Origin of the sequence: Gardnerella phocaeensis (genome assembly GCF_048545075.1) — a bacterium.
Lineage (GTDB): Bacteria > Actinomycetota > Actinomycetes > Actinomycetales > Bifidobacteriaceae > Bifidobacterium > Bifidobacterium vaginale_J.
Genome location: NZ_JBKQXS010000007.1, coordinates 26520 through 42260 on the forward strand (window position 1 = coordinate 26520; position 15741 = coordinate 42260).

The following is a 15741-nucleotide window of genomic DNA, read 5'->3' on the forward strand; positions in this document are numbered from 1 at the left end:
ATAAATTGTGCGTGTTTTTTGATTTACGCTCGTCATGCCTTCTAATAAAGTAAATGTTATGACAAGTCTTCTTGAACATCCACGCGGAGCTGAGCCGGGGAAACCTGGTGACCGCAAAGAATTTTCTTTTACAACCAAAACGCGACTTTCCAATACTGCTGAAGGTAAAGGTCGTGACGGCGCTCGCTATGGGCGCACCGGCGTAATTCACACTCCTCACGGAGATATTCAGACCCCAGCTTTTGTGCCTGTTGCAACTCAAGCTGCAATGAAGGCAGTATTGCCAGAAAGCATTAAGGATTTGGGCGCGCAGTGCATGCTTTCAAACGCTTTTCACTTGTATGAGCGTCCGGGTGCGGATGTTCTTGACGAAGCTGGCGGATTGGGAAAGTTTATGAACTGGGATAAGCCAACCTTTACGGATTCTGGCGGTTTTCAGGTTCTTTCTTTGGGTGCTGGTTTTAAGAAGACGCTTGCAATGGACGTTACTGGCATGAAGTCGGACGACGTTATTGCAGCCGGTAAGGAGCGCATGGCTTTTGTTGACGAGGATGGCGTAACTTTTAAGTCTCCTCTTAACGGAGCCAAGCACCGTTTTAGTGCTGAAATTTCTATGGGAATACAGCATAAGCTTGGTGCGGATATTATGTTTGCTTTCGATGAGCTTACTACTTTGATGAATACGCGTCGTTACCAGGAGGAGTCAGTAGAGCGCACTTTCCGCTGGGCTAAGCGTTGTGTCGCTGAGCATCAGCGTTTAACGCAGGAGCGCGTTGGTAAGCCTTATCAAGCGTTGTATGGCGTTGTGCAGGGCGCGAATTATGAGGATTTGCGTAGGCATGCAGCTGAAGAGATTGCTTCTTTAGATTTTGATGGAGTCGGAATCGGCGGTGCTATTGAGAAGCGAATTATTGGTGATACTTGTGCATGGATTTGCGATGCTATGCCGGAAAATCGACCTCGTCACGTGCTTGGTATTGCTGCAGTTGACGATATTTTTGCGTGTGTTGAAAATGGTGGAGATACTTTCGACTGTGTTGCTCCTGCTCGCTGCGGAAGGAACGGTGCAATTTTCACTCGACATGGTCGCTACAACGTAAAACGTGCTGAGTTTAAGCATGATCAGCGTCCGCTTGAAGAAGGCTGCGATTGCTACACTTGCACGCATTATTCCAGAATGTATGTGGATCATTTGTTGCGCGCTAGTGAAATGAATGGATTTACGCTTGCGACCATTCATAATGAGCGTTTCTTTGTGAAGCTGCTAGACGATATTCGAGCTTCTATTGACGGCGGATATTTTGAAGAGTTTCGCGATGAAACTCTTGCTCATTATTACGAAAACGGTTCAAAAGGCTGAGAGTAGTTTTGAGCGCAAAATGCTAGGCTAAATATTGCGAATTTATATCAAATATGATAGCCTTACACTTTGTATGCGAACGTGGCGGAATGGTAGACGCGCTGTCTTCAGGTGGCAGTGAGCGTATGCTCGTGCGGGTTCAAGTCCCGCCGTTCGCACTCGTCAAAAAGGCTGGAATTGCAAGGGTTTTGCCTCTTACGATTCTGGCCTTTTGTGCAAGTATAGTGCAAATATAAAGCAGCTATATTGCAACTGCAGTGCAAAAAGTGCGAATGTTGTACAAACTTCTATTTATTACAAGCGACGGTGATGTAATGAACACTAACGATGAACTAAATATCAATAATGTAAATAACAATTCTTACGAACCGCATATTGGCCGCGAATCTCACGTTGTGCCGGGCCATTTTGGTGAGCCTTTAAAAGTTACGAATGCTCAGTATTCGCAAGGTAATGCTTCAGCTCATCCAACGCATCCGCTGCTTTTGCTCCTTCACGGTTGGGGTTCTAACGAGGAAGATTTATTGGATTTGTTGCGAGTAGTGGCGCCGTACAATGATGCAATTGCTTTACGCGCTCCGCTTAAGCTGGCAGAAGGCTCTTACAGTTGGTTCCACGATGCTGTGCCGCAGCGAGAAGATTTAGATTACGACATGTATGCTGCCGCCGTATCAATCGACGAGTGGGTGCGTGAAAATATTCCAGCAAATCGCAACATTGTGCCATTTGGTTTTTCGCAAGGAGCTGCGCTCGCAGTGCACGTTTTGCGTTTGAATCCTGCGCGTTATCGTGCAGCTGTTTCGCTTTCTGGGTTTATAGCTCCTAATGCTCCTACTTCTGCATCTGAAATTGCTTTGAAAGACGACGATTTAGCGGAACGTAATACGCCTGTATTTTTCGGCTACGGATTAGAAGATGACGTGATTCCTCCTTACGAATTTTCGGCTGCTGCCGCGTGGCTTGAAGAGCATACTTGGCTAGAAGAACGTCGTTATCGCGGACTGGATCATGCTGTTGATATGAACGAAATTGGCGATATTCGCAAATGGTTTGTAACTCACGATATTTCTTCTGGGCTTATGTAAATTTATTCGATTTTGTTTTTTCTTAATCTGTAAATTAATCTGTAAAGTGATTTCATGAATATGCGCGATGAGATAGTATTTGCAATGAATCAAGCCTTGAATTTGGCTCGAGAGTCTGCTTCTGCAGACGAAGTCCCAGTTGGAGCAGTTGTGCTTGATGGCGACGGCAATATTATTGGCAAAGGCGCAAATATGCGCGAGCAGAGCGCTGATCCTTTGGCTCATGCTGAAGTGCTTGCTATGAAAGATGCTGCTATCTCGCGCAAATCTTGGAATCTATCTGATTGCACTTTGGTAGTAACTCTTGAACCTTGCCCTATGTGTGCTGGGGCTGTGCTGCAAACGCGTCTTAAACGCGTGATTTTCGGCGCATGGGATGCCAAACTTGGTGCGTGTGGGTCTGTGTGGGATATTTTGCGAGATCCTCATGTTGGTTCGCGTCCGGAAGTTATTGGCTCAGTATGCGAATCTGAGTGTGCTCAACTCTTGCGAAACTTTTTTGAAAATCACCGTTAGATAAGTGTTGCATTATTTTTTAATGTTGCGTTTAATTCAAGATAACGCAGTGCAGGAAAAGTAATTTTTTTTTAGCGTGTTTCCCTTGTGTTCATTCTAGCAAAATGTTATAGTTGCGGTAACGTTACCGCATGAGGTAAGTTGAAGAAACCGACAATTGTGGAAACGTTATCTCAATTTGCGGATTCTATTCAGCGCTGATGAAGCTGCTCATTGAGAATAAGATTGCACAGAGGCTCTTATGCATGGTTGCATAGTGCTGTTTTTCTCCAACGAGAGGAGTATATGGAAAAACGTAGTATAAAACATGGAGTACAAGCTAAAATCAAAACATATCGATAACAGTGCAAAATTGTTAACACTGGTTGAGCATAAGAGATGAGCTGGAGGTGTCATGTCGTACATTACGATTCGCGATGTTGCGCAACGTGCTGGTATATCAGTATCAACTGTTTCTCGCGCATTGAATAATACGGGTCGTATATCGGCAAACACTAAGGCGAAAGTTGAGCGTGCAGTTGCGGAACTAGGTTATATACCAGATTCTCGCGCTCAGGCGATGCGGTCATCTCGCACTAAGACAGTGGGGCTACTTGTGCCAGATATACGCAATGCGTATTTTGCTGAGCTTGCGTATACTGTGCAAGACTCGTTGTTTGATGCCGGCTATTGTGCGTTTATTGGAACATCTTCTGAGAGTGCAGCTCGTCAAGATTCATTCATTACAAGTATTCTTTCTCAACGCATTGATGGTGCGATTATTGTGCCTCAGGGTGAGGAAACTGATGCTATGAGAATGTTGATGGAGCAGCATCTTCCACTTATGTTTATGGATCGACATGTGGAGCCTCGGACTGGCGATTTGATGCATGTGCCAGTTGTGGATTCGGATCCAGAGCAAGGTATTCGTGACGCATTATTGGATGTTAAACAACATGGTTTTTGCTCAGTTGGCTACGTGTCTGGTCCAATTATCGCTTCACCGTCACTGCAAGAACGTGAACAAGTATTTCGTACAGTGGCTTCGGAGATATTTGGCGAAGAACATGTATTTGTAGAATCTACGGGATTTGAACAATCCTCATGTGCTAGCGTGTTGCATCGCATGATTAGCGTTGGTGTAAAAGCGCTTATTGTCGGTTATTCGCCAGATGCGCTGCGAGTGATGGATGTAATGGCTCGTGAAGGATTAGTGATAGGCAGTGATATTTCACTTATCTCGTTTGATGATGTTGAAATATTCCGCTTAGCAACGCCGCGTATTTCTACTATTTCGCAACAAGTTCAGCGCATTGGTCGTACTAGTGCCGCACTTTTTTTGGATATGTTAGAACATAATGTTGATGTTCAATCGCAGCGAGTAGAAACTATGTATATTCCGCGTGAATCGTTAGGAAATGCGTAGCTGTAAGGCTGTTATTCTATAGCTTGACACTATTGTTATTGATTTTTGTACCGTGATTTTGTAAGCGTGTGCAGCAATCGCCTGAGCGTACCGTTGTTGTTACGTTTTTGCATGCACAGTGCGGCATAATTCTCATCCAAAGTACAAGCGTAATGTAGCGTAATTTATTGCATTTTCGTGGCAGCAGTGGTGCTGTAGCGAAGAAAGAGGTAGGACATGACGGAACTATCGCTAGTAGGAGTATCGAAAATATTCGGTAATTCTACGGTAGTTGACAATGTGTCTGTAACAGTAAAACCAGGTGAAGTGCATGTTCTCCTTGGTGAAAATGGTGCGGGCAAGTCAACAGTTATTAAGATGATGAGTGGCATTTATCAGCCAGATAAAGGTCATATTGAGATCAATGGTGAAACAGTGCGAATTCCTAATGTGGATACTGCTCGCAAATTGGGCATTGCTGTGATTCACCAAGAGTTAAATTTGGTGCCAGAACTTTCTATTATGGAAAATTTGTTCCTTGGTATGCTTCCTACGAAAGCTGGTTTTGTTAGTCGGGCGACGATGCGTGCTCGTGCGGAATCTGCATTGCAAGTTATCGGTTTAGATGAAGATGTCAATAAGCCAATGGGACAACTTGGTGTAGCTCGTCAACAAATGGTAGAAATAGCAAAAGCACTTATGCAACATGCATCTATCCTTATTCTTGATGAACCAACAGCTGCTCTAACAAAACCAGAATGTGAACAGTTATTTAACATTATGGAAGATTTAAAATCCAAAAATGTTGGAATGGTGTTTATTTCTCATCATTTAGATGAAATTGCGCGTATTGGTGATGTTGTAACTGTACTTCGCGATGGCAAATACGTCGATACTGTTGATGCGCAAGTTCCTGAGAAGGAACTTGTAAAACTCATGGTAGGTCGTGATATTACAAATCAATTCCCTCATGGCAAACGTAGTCAAGGCAAAGAGCTGCTAAAAGTAGAAGGCTTAACGCGAAAAGGTACGTTAGAAAATGTATCCTTCAGCGTTCATGCTGGCGAAGTTGTGGGTCTTGCAGGTTTGGTAGGTGCTGGTCGTACCGAAGTTCTTCGTGCAATATTTGGTGCAGATAGTTATGATTCAGGTTCAATAACTGTTGATGGTAAATCTATTGCAAAAGCGAATATTGCAGGAAGCATCGCAGCTGGTCTTGGTTTAGTCCCAGAAGATCGTCGAGTACAAGGGTTGATTCTTGAAGCATCTGTTGCAGAAAATTTGGGAATTTCTACATTAGTTACTACAGCACATGCAGGATTTGCGGATTTGAAAGGGCAGCGTGCTCGCGAGGAAGAAACTGCAAAAAAATTGCGTATTCGTATGGCAAACATTGATCAACTCGCTGGTTCGCTATCTGGCGGTAATCAACAAAAAATCGTGTTCGGCAAATGGTCTATGGCGAACGTGAAAGTGCTGTTGCTGGATGAGCCTACTCGTGGTGTTGATGTTGGTGCTCGTGTAGAAATTTACGAGTTGATTAACAGTATCGTAGAAAATGGAGGTGCTGTGCTGATGGCATCCTCAGATTTGCCTGAAGTGCTTGGCATGTCAGATCGCGTATTGGTGATGTCGAACGGCAGAATCAGCGGTGAATTAGCTGCAAGCGAGGCTACGCAGGAAAGTGTGATGGAACTTGCAGTGACTCACCTTAATACATCTGGTATTTGAGCATACAGGAATGAGTAAAACCTTACTGCTTTCAATATGAAACTGATACATGAGTCATATTGAAATCTTAAAAATTAAAGTTATCAATCAAACGTAAAACTTGCATACAACAATTTATTGCACACAGCAGTGCAGTGAGTTATAGCAAAATTTGTTAAAGGAGTATAAATTATGGCTGCTACGAGTAGTGCAAAATCTGAGCATTTGGGATACGGTGCAGTTGATAAAGGATTTTTGCCTGCAGCGAAAAAGTTTGCATCACGCAATGGCGCTCTTATCGGCTTGATTATCTTGTGTGCTGCGCTTTCGTGCGCCACGCCAGCATTTTTGACAAGTGTGAATATTCTCAATGTGGGTATTCAAGCTGCGACAGTTGCTATTTTGGCATTCGGTCAAACCTTTGTTATCGTGTCCGCTGGTATTGATTTGTCAGTAGGTGCAGTGGCTGCAATTTCTAGTATGTTGGTTGCGTATACAGGCGTTTCTATGGGTTTGCCACCAGTGTTAACTGTTGTTGTAGGCATAGTAACCGGTGCGCTTTTTGGCCTTATTTCAGGTGTTGCAAACGCTTTTCTTAAGTTACCGTCGTTTATTGCTACATTGGCAATGATGTCTGTTGCGCGTGGACTTACCCTTGTTATTTCAGATGGTCGTCCTATTTCCACCTCTGGCATGGTGAATTTCTTTGGTGCCAACATATTAGGTATTCCAATGCCAATTGTGATGATGATTATCATGGGCGTTTTTGCTGCAGTAATACTGAACTTCACCACTACTGGTCGTTCTATGTATGCTGTTGGTGGAAATATGGAGGCTTCTCGCCTTTCTGGCATCAATATTCATAAAACACAAATTATGGTGTTTGTTTTTTCCGGTATTTTCGCTGCCATCGCTGGTTTAGTTATTGCCGGTCGTTTACATTCCGCTCAGCCTCAAGCTGCCACTGGCTATGAAATGGATGCTATTGCTTCTGTTGTTATCGGTGGTGCTTCGCTTTCGGGAGGTAAAGGTAAGATTTCTGGCACTTTCGTAGGAGCAATTTTGTTGGCTGTAATTCGTAATGGCTTGAATATTTTGAATGTTTCCTCCTTCTGGCAGCAAGTAGTTATTGGTTTGGTTATTGCCTTTGCTGTGAGCCTTGACACTTTGCGCCGCAAGGAAGATACGCACTGACAGCAAATTAATACTTTTTATAAACTTGATCTTCTCGTAGGAAGGAGATGAATCTTGCAAATGTTGATTCGTAAGTGGCGAGTAATCAATATTTTCAGCAAGAATTGAAACGATTTTGGAATATTATAACTGAACTTTATAACTCAAAACTACGTAACAATAAGGTAAAGAGATGGTGAAACATCAGCCTTATGCCACTGCAACATTGTGGATTTATCGAACTAAAACTTGCGGTAGCACAGGGCAATAATCAAAGGAGATATGATGAATTATCCAATTATGCGTCGAGGCGTAAAGATTGCTTGCGCGTTTGCAGCAGCATCTGCACTTATTGTCAGCATGAGTGCATGTGGTAGTACTAATGGTGGCGATAAAGTCGCATTGCTAGTTTCTACTTTGAACAATCCGTTCTTTGTGGATTTGCGTGATGGTGCCCAAGCTGAAGCAAAGAAACTTGGTGTTGATTTGCAAGTTTCCGACGCTCAGAATGATTCTGCAAAGCAGCAGGATCAAGCGCAGAATGCTCAATCACAAGGTGCAAAAGCTGTTATTATTAACCCTGTAGATTCTGATGCTGCTGGTCCTGCAGTTGCCCCGTTGCTAAGCGCGAACTTGCCTGTGATTTCTGTTGACCGTTCTGTAACTGGTGAAAAAGTTACTTCGCATATTGCTTCCGATAACGTTGCTGGTGGTGCTCAGGCTGCTGACACGCTAGCTAATAGTATGGGCAAAAAGGGTGAAGTTTTGGTTTTGCAAGGTATTCCTGGAGCGGCTTCTACTCGCGACCGTGGCAAAGGATTCAAAGATCGTATTAAGAAATATTCAAATATTAAAGTTGTAGCAGAACAAACTGCTAACTTTGACCGTGCTGAAGCATTAAATGTGGCTACTAATTTATTGCAATCGCACCCGAATGCAACCGGCATTTACGCCGAAAATGACGAGATGGCATTAGGTGCCATTCAAGCATTAGGAGCTAAAGCTGGTAAAGAAATTAAAGTAGTCGGTTTCGATGGAACTGCTGACGGTATGAAAGCTATTAAGGCCGGCGCAATGGCTGGAACAATTGCTCAGCAGCCAAAGGAACTTGGTCGTGCTGCCGTTGCTGCTGCTGTAAAAGCTATTAAGGGGAAAAGTGTTCCAAAGACTGAGCCAATTACTGTGAAAACAGTGACAGTAAAGAATGTGGGTGATTTTGAGTAATACATATTTGCATAAAACTATGTAATTCTGTGTATAAACATTAAAGTTTATGTTGAGTAATTTTATAGATTAATATAGCTAATGCAAAATTTATATGGCGCTGAGAGCATTCATGATGCTTTCGTGAAAATAATCGCAACAGTAAAATTTATTAATACCGTATGATTTAGTGTTCTCAACGCCATTGTTTTCTTAATAAGATTTTTATCATATATGTTCGTGGTGGCGCACTTGTTATAAAAGTGATGATCATTGTTGATGTCACTTTTATGAGCCACGATATGGGGTGAATTATGTTAACTCATGGTATTTTGAACGCACAATTAGCAGCTGCTATTGCAAAATTGAGGCATAAGGACCAATTTGTTGTTTCTGACTGTGGCTTGCCTGTCCCAGCGGGCGTAGAAGTTATTGATTTAGCTTTGGTTTTTGGGATACCGCGATTTCCTGATGTGCTTGCATCAATAAAGGATGATCTTGTTCTTGAATCTGGTATTATGGCGGAAGAAGCTCGTGATGATGTTCCAGAAACATGGGTCAAGGATTTGCTTGGTGTGCCATTGACTTATGTGCCGCATGATGGCGAACAAGGATTTAAGGCTCTTGTTTCGCAAGCTAAATTCGTGATTCGAACGGGTGAGACTACTCCGTATTCTAACGTGTTGCTACGTTGTGGTGTTCCATTCTAAGCTTTGTTTTGCGCAATATTTAGGGAGAATTATGTGTAGTTATCATATGCTTGACTCGTTGGAGAGTTTAGAAAAGATTAAAGTCATTCAGCCTGTTAACGTGGCTTTGCAACACGAGACATTGCCTGCGTTACGAAATATGAAGATGCCTACTGTAGCGATAGTTGGTTCTATGAATGCGGATTATACTATTGTTGCTAATCGTCTTCCTATGCCTGGTGAGACCATTAAAGGTAACGAAATACGAATACTGCCTGGAGGTAAGTCAGGTAATCAGGCAGTATCTGCTGCAAAGCTTGGTGCGCACGTATGTATGTTCGGTGCTGTAGGCGATGATGCTAATGCTGATTTTCTTACTGGTGCTTTGCGAGAATCTGGTGTTGATACGACGTATGTACGTCATGTACCCAATTGCAACAGTGGCGCAACAGTGATTACAGTGGATGAGCAAAGTGGCGAAAATACTATTGTTTATGCACCTGGATCTAACTCGCAAGTTGATATTGATTATATTCAGTCGCCATCTGTGCAAGCTGCTATTACTAATGCAAAAGTATTAGGGCTTTGCTTGGAAAGTCCATTAGAATCGGTTACGATGTGCGCTCGCTTAGCGCATGAGCATGGCGTAAAAGTTTTGCTTAATAATTCGCCTTTTTTGGATACATTACCGCAAGATCTTATACGATCTGCAGATATCTTACTGGTTAATGAGCATGAAATGGCACAGCTATTGCATATTTCAGAACCAGATAGCGGTGATTGGGATTCATTTGATTGGAAGCATACGCTTCATGCAATGCATGAGTTTGGCTTTAATGAGGCGATAGTAACACTTGGCTCACGTGGGTCTATGGTTTTGGATTATGCTGATAATTCGGTGCATCGAATTATGGCTCAGCATGTCAATGCCGTTGATACTACGGGTTGTGGTGATGCTTTTATGGGTACTGTGCTTGCGTGTTTGTCTGTGGATATGCGGTTGGTTGATGCAGCGTCACTCGCTTCTTATGTAGCTGCATATGCTGCTACTGGATTTGGTGCACAAGCTTCTTACGGTACAGTTGCTCAAATTCGTCAATTTTTTCAGTTGTAAGTAGGTGATGCATGCATAAATTGTAAGTATATTCAGTTGACGTTCGCGCCTTGCCGATGTACAGAATTTTGACATTCTTCTAAAACTGTGTAATATGCTATAAAAACCAAAAAGCAGTTGGCTGATTTTAGTCACTACAATCAGCCTTACTGCTTTTTACTATATTTACAGTCGCTTCGACGAATTTTCATGTATACACGAATTTCGCCTAAGCACATTTTTATCTAAAAGGAGGTGTCACTATGAGTGGCATGAAATATGCAATGATCGGTTCGGGAGCTATGGGATATCGCTATGGCGTTTTGTTGCAGGAAACGGCTGGTATTCATGTTGATTTCATTGATGCCTGGGATGAAAATGTGAATAAGGTTCGCGAGCAAGGCGGCGTAATGGTGAGCCGCGACCATGAAAACCGTCATTTAGTGCCGATTAATATGTATACGCCTGAAGATTATGATGGCGATCCAGACGTGTGGATTGTGTTTATGAAGCAAATGCAGCTTGCGGAAATGTTGGAGCGTTGTAAGCATTTGTTTAAAGAGCATCAGGTTGTGTTTGCTGCTATGAATGGTTGGGGACATTTTGAAAAGTTGCAGCAATATTTCCCGGATGACCATATTTATGGTGGAACTGCCATGATTGCAACCGTTTTGAACGGTCCGGGCGACGTTGATTTTATTGGTAAAGTTGGCGTTGGCACCATGAACATGTGCGCGTTGAACGAGCAGGTGAGCGATGTTGAGCTTGCTATGCGAGACGACTTTAAAGCTGCAGGCTTGAATCCTACTATTACGGAAGATTTCAAGGGTACGTGCATGGCGAAGGTAGTTTTCAATTCTGTAGTTAACACTTTGTGCACAATGTATCAGATTCAAATGGGTCAGTTTATTTCGTATCCTGGCGCTATGGATATGGCTCGACAGCTTATTAACGAAGCGTACGACGTGTGCGATCGTGCTGGAATTCGTATGGTTAATACGCGTCAGCAGGAGTTGGAGGCTATCGATTACGTAAGTCGTGTTGCAAATCCTCTGCACTATCCTTCTATGTACCAAGATATGAGTCGCGGACGAAAGACTGAAGTCGATTACATCAACGGATATATTGCAAAGCTCGGTCGCGAAAATGATTACGTTTGCCGCACTCACGAATTCTTAACGCACGGAGTTCATCTGGCGGAACTCGCGTTCAAGCTTCATAATCAGCAATAATTTAGAGAGTATCCCTATAACTCTTGCAATGAATGAGAAGGAGGCGCGGCTCGCGGTTTTTACTGCGGGCCGCTTTTTTATTCTTTTAACTGTACAAGTATAGTGACTTTCATATACACTTGTGAAAAGTATAGTAAATATACATGTATTAAGTATATGCGTGGATTGTCTGTAGAAAAGTTAGGGTAATAAATATGGTTACAGTCGCTCCAATAAGCACTATGGTTCCTATTAGTGCTTTTAGTAATGGTAAATCTGCACAGGCTTTTGCTAAAGTGAGTTCTGGTATGCCAGTTACGGTTTTAAAAAATAATCAACCAATGTACTTCATTATTGACCGCGAAGATTTTGAGCGCTACCAATCGCTTGAGGAACAACTTCAAAAGTATATTGAAGAAGCCATTGAAAATAAAAACGAAGAAGCTCGCGCGCAAGTTCAAAATCGCGAATTCACTCATGAATCACATACCGCTTCTGATATGATGGATTACTTAAATGGTCTGTGAAAAGAGACGTCTTCTTACAATCAAGTCATTTGATAATGACTACAAAAAGATTCGTAAAAAGCATATTGATACTGAAGATTTTCTTGCTGTATTTCAGGCTCTCATAGATAATAATCAACAGCTATTAAAGAGTAAATATCGTGATCATGCTCTTACTGGTAGTTGGAAAGGTTACCGTGAGTTGCATGTGCAGCAAAATTTACTACTTATTTATTGGGTTGATGGCTTGTCTGTTTCTTTAGTCTTGGTAAGAGCGGGGAATCATGATGAATTATTCTCCAATGCTCATACTAATTCTAAAATTATTCACAAGTATTCTGAGATGGTAAGTAATACTTTAGCGTTGCTTGCAAAATCCAAAGATAGCTGAAATATAAAATAATAGAATATAGATTATAAAAATAATTAATGGGGATTAAATGACTACTTTTGACAGAGCAAACTTGCCGCAATCCGTGCGCACGAACGGCGCTACGCCAAACCCTTGGTGGGCGAATGCAGTAGTGTATCAGATCTATCCGCGAAGCTTCCAAGATACTAATGGAGATGGCATTGGTGATTTGAGGGGAATTACTTCTCGCCTCGATTATTTGGCTGATTTAGGTGTTGACGTGCTCTGGCTCAGCCCTGTTTACAAGTCTCCACAAGACGATAACGGTTACGATATTTCCGACTATCAGGATATTGATCCACTTTTTGGCACTTTGGAAGATATGGACGAGCTGCTGGCTGGAGCTCACGAGCGTGGCCTTAAAGTCGTGATGGATTTAGTAGTAAATCACACTTCAGATGAGCATGCTTGGTTCCAGGCTTCTAGGAATGCTTCGAGCGATTACGCAGATTGGTATTGGTGGAGACCTGCGCGTGAAGGTTGTATGCCTGGTGAGCCGGGTGCGGAGCCTAATAAGTGGGGTTCGTATTTCGGCGGTTCCGCGTGGACTTACGATCCGAAGCGCGGAGAATACTATCTTCACCAGTATTCTCCAAAGCAGCCAGATTTGAATTGGGAAAATCCTGCGGTTCGCGCTGCCGTGTACAAAATGATGAATTGGTGGATGGATCGCGGAATTGACGGCTTCCGTATGGACGTGATTACGCAGATTTCTAAGCATGTTGATTCTGAAGGACGTTTGCCTGGGGAGACTGGCTGCCAGATTGAAGATTTGCCGGCTGGTGCTGACGGCTATTCTTCGCCATTCCCGTTCTGCTCGGACGGTCCTCGTTTAGACGAATTCTTGCGTGAGATGCGTGCAGAAGTTTTCGAAGGGCGCGAAGGTTTCTTAACTGTTGGCGAAGCTCCGGGAATTTCTCCGCACCGTAATACTTATATTACTGACCCTGCTCACAGTGAACTCGACATGTTATTCCTGTTCAATCATGTGGATATTGATTGCGAAAACGGAACTAAGTGGAATCCTGTACCGCTTAAGCTTACGGCATTAAAGCGCGTGATGGCTGAGCAGCAGCAAGCGGTAGCGGATGCTGGCTGGGCGAGTTTGTTCTTTAATAATCACGATCAGCCGCGTGCGCTTTCTCGCTGGGGTAGTGAGTCTAGCGAGGAGATGCGCGTGCGTTCCGCTAAGGCGATTGCAATGCTTCTTCACATGCATCGCGGTACTCCTTACGTGTATCAAGGCGAGGAAATTGGTATGACTAACGCGCACTTTACGCGTCTCGAGCAGTATCGCGATTTGGAAGCGTTGAATATGTTTAAGCAGCGCGTAGAAGAAGCACATATTCAGTCGGCTGAGTCGATGATGGATGCGCTTGCAAAGCGCGGCCGCGATAATTCTCGAACTCCAATGCAGTGGAATGCGTCTAAATACGCGGGATTTATGCCTTTTAATGTCGCATCGAAAAATAACGCAGAGCCGTGGATTAGCGTGAATCCTAATTATGTGGATATTAATGCGGCTGAGCAGATGGAAGATTCAGATTCCGTTTACTCTTTCTATAAGTATTTGATTGCGTTGCGCCATTCGGAGCCGATTGTTTCTGCTGGCTCTTGGAATTTGGTCGATGCGGACGACGAGTGCGTGTACGCTTTCGTGCGCGAGCTTACATCTGATTGCGCAAAGCAGGAAGATTCTGCAGAGACTGCTGCGGAATCTACTGCAAATTCTGCGGAATCTAATGCGGAATCTAATGCGGAATCTACAGAACGTATGCTCGTAATGGTTAATATGACTGATTCAACCGTGCCTATACCTACGCAGAGCGCGCAATTATTGCAAAATCGCGCTTCTAACAGCTTTACAACGCACGACGTAATGGTTACAACTTACGACGTGAATCACGCGCTTACATCGCTTAAAAACGGTACGCTTGCGCCTTGGGAAGGTATAGCTGTTACTTTGCAATAGTTTTAATAGCGTTACTTTGCAATAATCACTTTGCAATAGTTTCGTCTACTAATTTTGGCAGAGCTTTCGCAATATCTTCGCGAATAATACGCTCTGCCAAATAGTCGTATTGTGTAGAGCCCAAGTTCATTATCGTAATAGGCACTCCTGCGCGCGCGGCTAACGGCACAAGGCTGGCAGCTGGAAATACTTCCAGAGTGGAACCAATAACCCACAGCTCGTCCGCTTTAACTATTGCTTGCGCGCTGCGTTCCATAGCGCCTTCAGGAAGTGCCTCTCCAAAATAAACAACGTCTGTTTTTATGAGACCGTTACAAGGCATATTGCTGCGGTACGGCAGAGCGCGCCTGCAATGTGGATCTGGATGCTCGTCTAAATCTGCCATAATATCGGCAGTTTTATAGCTCGCGTGGCAGCTCATGCAGTGCGAAGTTCCAATGCTTCCATGCAAATTCACTATAATATCTGGGTTATTGCCAGCTTTTTCGTGAAGCGCATCAAAATTTTGTGTGGCTATGAGGTCGAGCATGCCTGCCTTCTCGAGTTTTACAAGTGCTTTGTGAGCTGTTCCCGGCTGTGCGTTCCAAACGGGCGACTCTTTTTGCCATCTCCAAGAATATATGCGTTCCTCTTTACTGCTTAAAAATGCGTCTATGTCATAAACGCTCATTTGTTCTGGGTGCTTAGTCCATACGCCGTCTGGACCGCGAAAATCTGGAATACCCGCGCTGGTAGATATTCCTGCGCCTGTGAGCACAACAATGTGATGTGCTTTGTTGCTCGATTGCTTGTTGCTCATTCTTCTGCTCCTTCTTTTATTAATGTCTGTTAATATCCTATTCTTATTTTCTTATTTTCTTATTTTTCTCTTTATGCGCTTTACGCTTTTTGTGTTTTTATTAGCTTTGTATTCTTTATAAAAGTTTATTTAATAAGTATCTATTTATATAGGTATTTCTTATTTCATAAATAGAGCTCATATATTTTGTGTGTACTGCTGCTGAGTTTGTGCGAGCGTTGTAAAGCAAGCGCTACCGCATTAAGCTCACTTTAAGTTAATCTTCTTTGGTCGTCAGATTACGCTTTCTTAATTAGTTTAAAGAAAGCGTAATTGTTTGCGCGCTTGCGCGGAAAGCACACTGTGCTTTCTGCATAAGCAAGCGCTACCGCATCGGGTTGCTTTTCGCGCTACGCTTTAAGCGAAAAGCAAGTCGATGCGACACTCCCGGTTTTGAGGTTTTTGGGGCTATTTTTGATTATTTTTTGTTGGTTTTGATTATTGTTCCTGGTTTTGTGTTGGTTTTTGGGTGCTTTTTTGCGTTTTTCGACACGCCGGTGTTTTGGCTTGTTTTCAATGGTTTTGGGGTGTTTATTTTTGGTGGGTTTGCGTTTTAGCGTGGGTTGGTGTAAGTTTATCTCTTGCTGCT

General features: G+C 43.2%; 15 protein-coding genes and 1 tRNA gene. 14 read left to right on the forward strand and 2 right to left on the reverse strand.

Going from position 1 to position 15741, the window contains the following annotated elements:
* Nucleotides 1-34 precede the first annotated feature (34 nt).
* The 14 genes from tgt (at nt 35) to ACJV2T_RS05820 (ending at nt 14314) form a co-directional block, all read left to right on the forward strand.
* Entirely contained in the window at nt 35-1360 is a 1326-nt protein-coding gene (gene tgt, locus ACJV2T_RS05755) for a tRNA guanosine(34) transglycosylase Tgt (protein WP_415683127.1), read from the forward strand.
* Nucleotides 1361-1435: 75 nt separating this feature from the next.
* Nucleotides 1436-1518 (forward strand) — tRNA-Leu (locus tag ACJV2T_RS05760).
* Nucleotides 1519-1674: 156 nt separating this feature from the next.
* Entirely contained in the window at nt 1675-2445 is a 771-nt protein-coding gene (locus tag ACJV2T_RS05765) for an alpha/beta hydrolase (protein WP_415687619.1), read from the forward strand.
* A gap of 54 nt (nt 2446-2499) precedes the next feature.
* On the forward strand, nt 2500-2961 hold the full coding sequence (locus tag ACJV2T_RS05770) for a nucleoside deaminase (protein ID WP_419399397.1): 462 nt from the start codon (nt 2500-2502) through the stop codon (nt 2959-2961).
* A 394-nt stretch (nt 2962-3355) separates the two neighbouring features.
* Nucleotides 3356-4366: a LacI family DNA-binding transcriptional regulator gene (locus ACJV2T_RS05775; protein WP_119527778.1), complete on the forward strand. Its 1011-nt coding sequence runs from the start codon at nt 3356-3358 to the stop codon at nt 4364-4366.
* A 216-nt stretch (nt 4367-4582) separates the two neighbouring features.
* The gene (locus ACJV2T_RS05780; RefSeq protein ID WP_415687036.1) at nt 4583-6076 is read left to right on the forward strand and encodes a sugar ABC transporter ATP-binding protein; all 1494 of its coding nucleotides are present in this window, start codon (nt 4583-4585) and stop codon (nt 6074-6076) included.
* Between the two features lie 171 nt (nt 6077-6247).
* Nucleotides 6248-7249, forward strand: coding sequence for an ABC transporter permease (locus ACJV2T_RS05785; protein ID WP_415683123.1), 1002 nt, complete (start codon nt 6248-6250; stop codon nt 7247-7249).
* A gap of 264 nt (nt 7250-7513) precedes the next feature.
* Nucleotides 7514-8452 carry a D-ribose ABC transporter substrate-binding protein gene (locus tag ACJV2T_RS05790; protein WP_415687035.1) on the forward strand — a complete coding sequence of 313 codons (939 nt, stop codon included), beginning with the start codon at nt 7514-7516 and terminating at the stop codon, nt 8450-8452.
* Nucleotides 8453-8745: 293 nt separating this feature from the next.
* Nucleotides 8746-9141: a D-ribose pyranase gene (gene rbsD / locus ACJV2T_RS05795; RefSeq protein WP_415683122.1), complete on the forward strand. Its 396-nt coding sequence runs from the start codon at nt 8746-8748 to the stop codon at nt 9139-9141.
* Between the two features lie 46 nt (nt 9142-9187).
* Complete coding sequence (locus ACJV2T_RS05800) at nt 9188-10234, forward strand: ribokinase (protein WP_419399400.1); 1047 nt, start codon at nt 9188-9190, stop codon at nt 10232-10234.
* A gap of 242 nt (nt 10235-10476) precedes the next feature.
* Nucleotides 10477-11445 carry a ketopantoate reductase family protein gene (locus tag ACJV2T_RS05805; protein WP_004119821.1) on the forward strand — a complete coding sequence of 323 codons (969 nt, stop codon included), beginning with the start codon at nt 10477-10479 and terminating at the stop codon, nt 11443-11445.
* Nucleotides 11446-11639: 194 nt separating this feature from the next.
* Nucleotides 11640-11951 (forward strand): type II toxin-antitoxin system Phd/YefM family antitoxin, encoded by a 312-nt coding sequence (locus ACJV2T_RS05810; protein ID WP_415683121.1) that lies wholly within the window; start codon nt 11640-11642, stop codon nt 11949-11951.
* Entirely contained in the window at nt 11941-12321 is a 381-nt protein-coding gene (locus tag ACJV2T_RS05815) for a type II toxin-antitoxin system YafQ family toxin (protein WP_415683120.1), read from the forward strand. Before ACJV2T_RS05810 ends, ACJV2T_RS05815 begins: the two co-directional genes overlap by 11 nt.
* 49 nt (nt 12322-12370) lie before the next feature.
* Nucleotides 12371-14314: an alpha-glucosidase gene (locus ACJV2T_RS05820; RefSeq protein WP_419399398.1), complete on the forward strand. Its 1944-nt coding sequence runs from the start codon at nt 12371-12373 to the stop codon at nt 14312-14314.
* 25 nt (nt 14315-14339) lie between these two features.
* Here the strand turns inward: ACJV2T_RS05820 and ACJV2T_RS05825 are convergent, their stop codons facing one another.
* Nucleotides 14340-15113, reverse strand: a complete 774-nt coding sequence (locus ACJV2T_RS05825; protein ID WP_119527788.1) for an SIR2 family NAD-dependent protein deacylase — start codon at nt 15111-15113, stop codon at nt 14340-14342.
* Between the two features lie 389 nt (nt 15114-15502).
* The coding region (locus tag ACJV2T_RS05830) for a hypothetical protein (RefSeq protein ID WP_419399399.1) at nt 15503-15741 on the reverse strand (239 nt) is incomplete at its 5' end.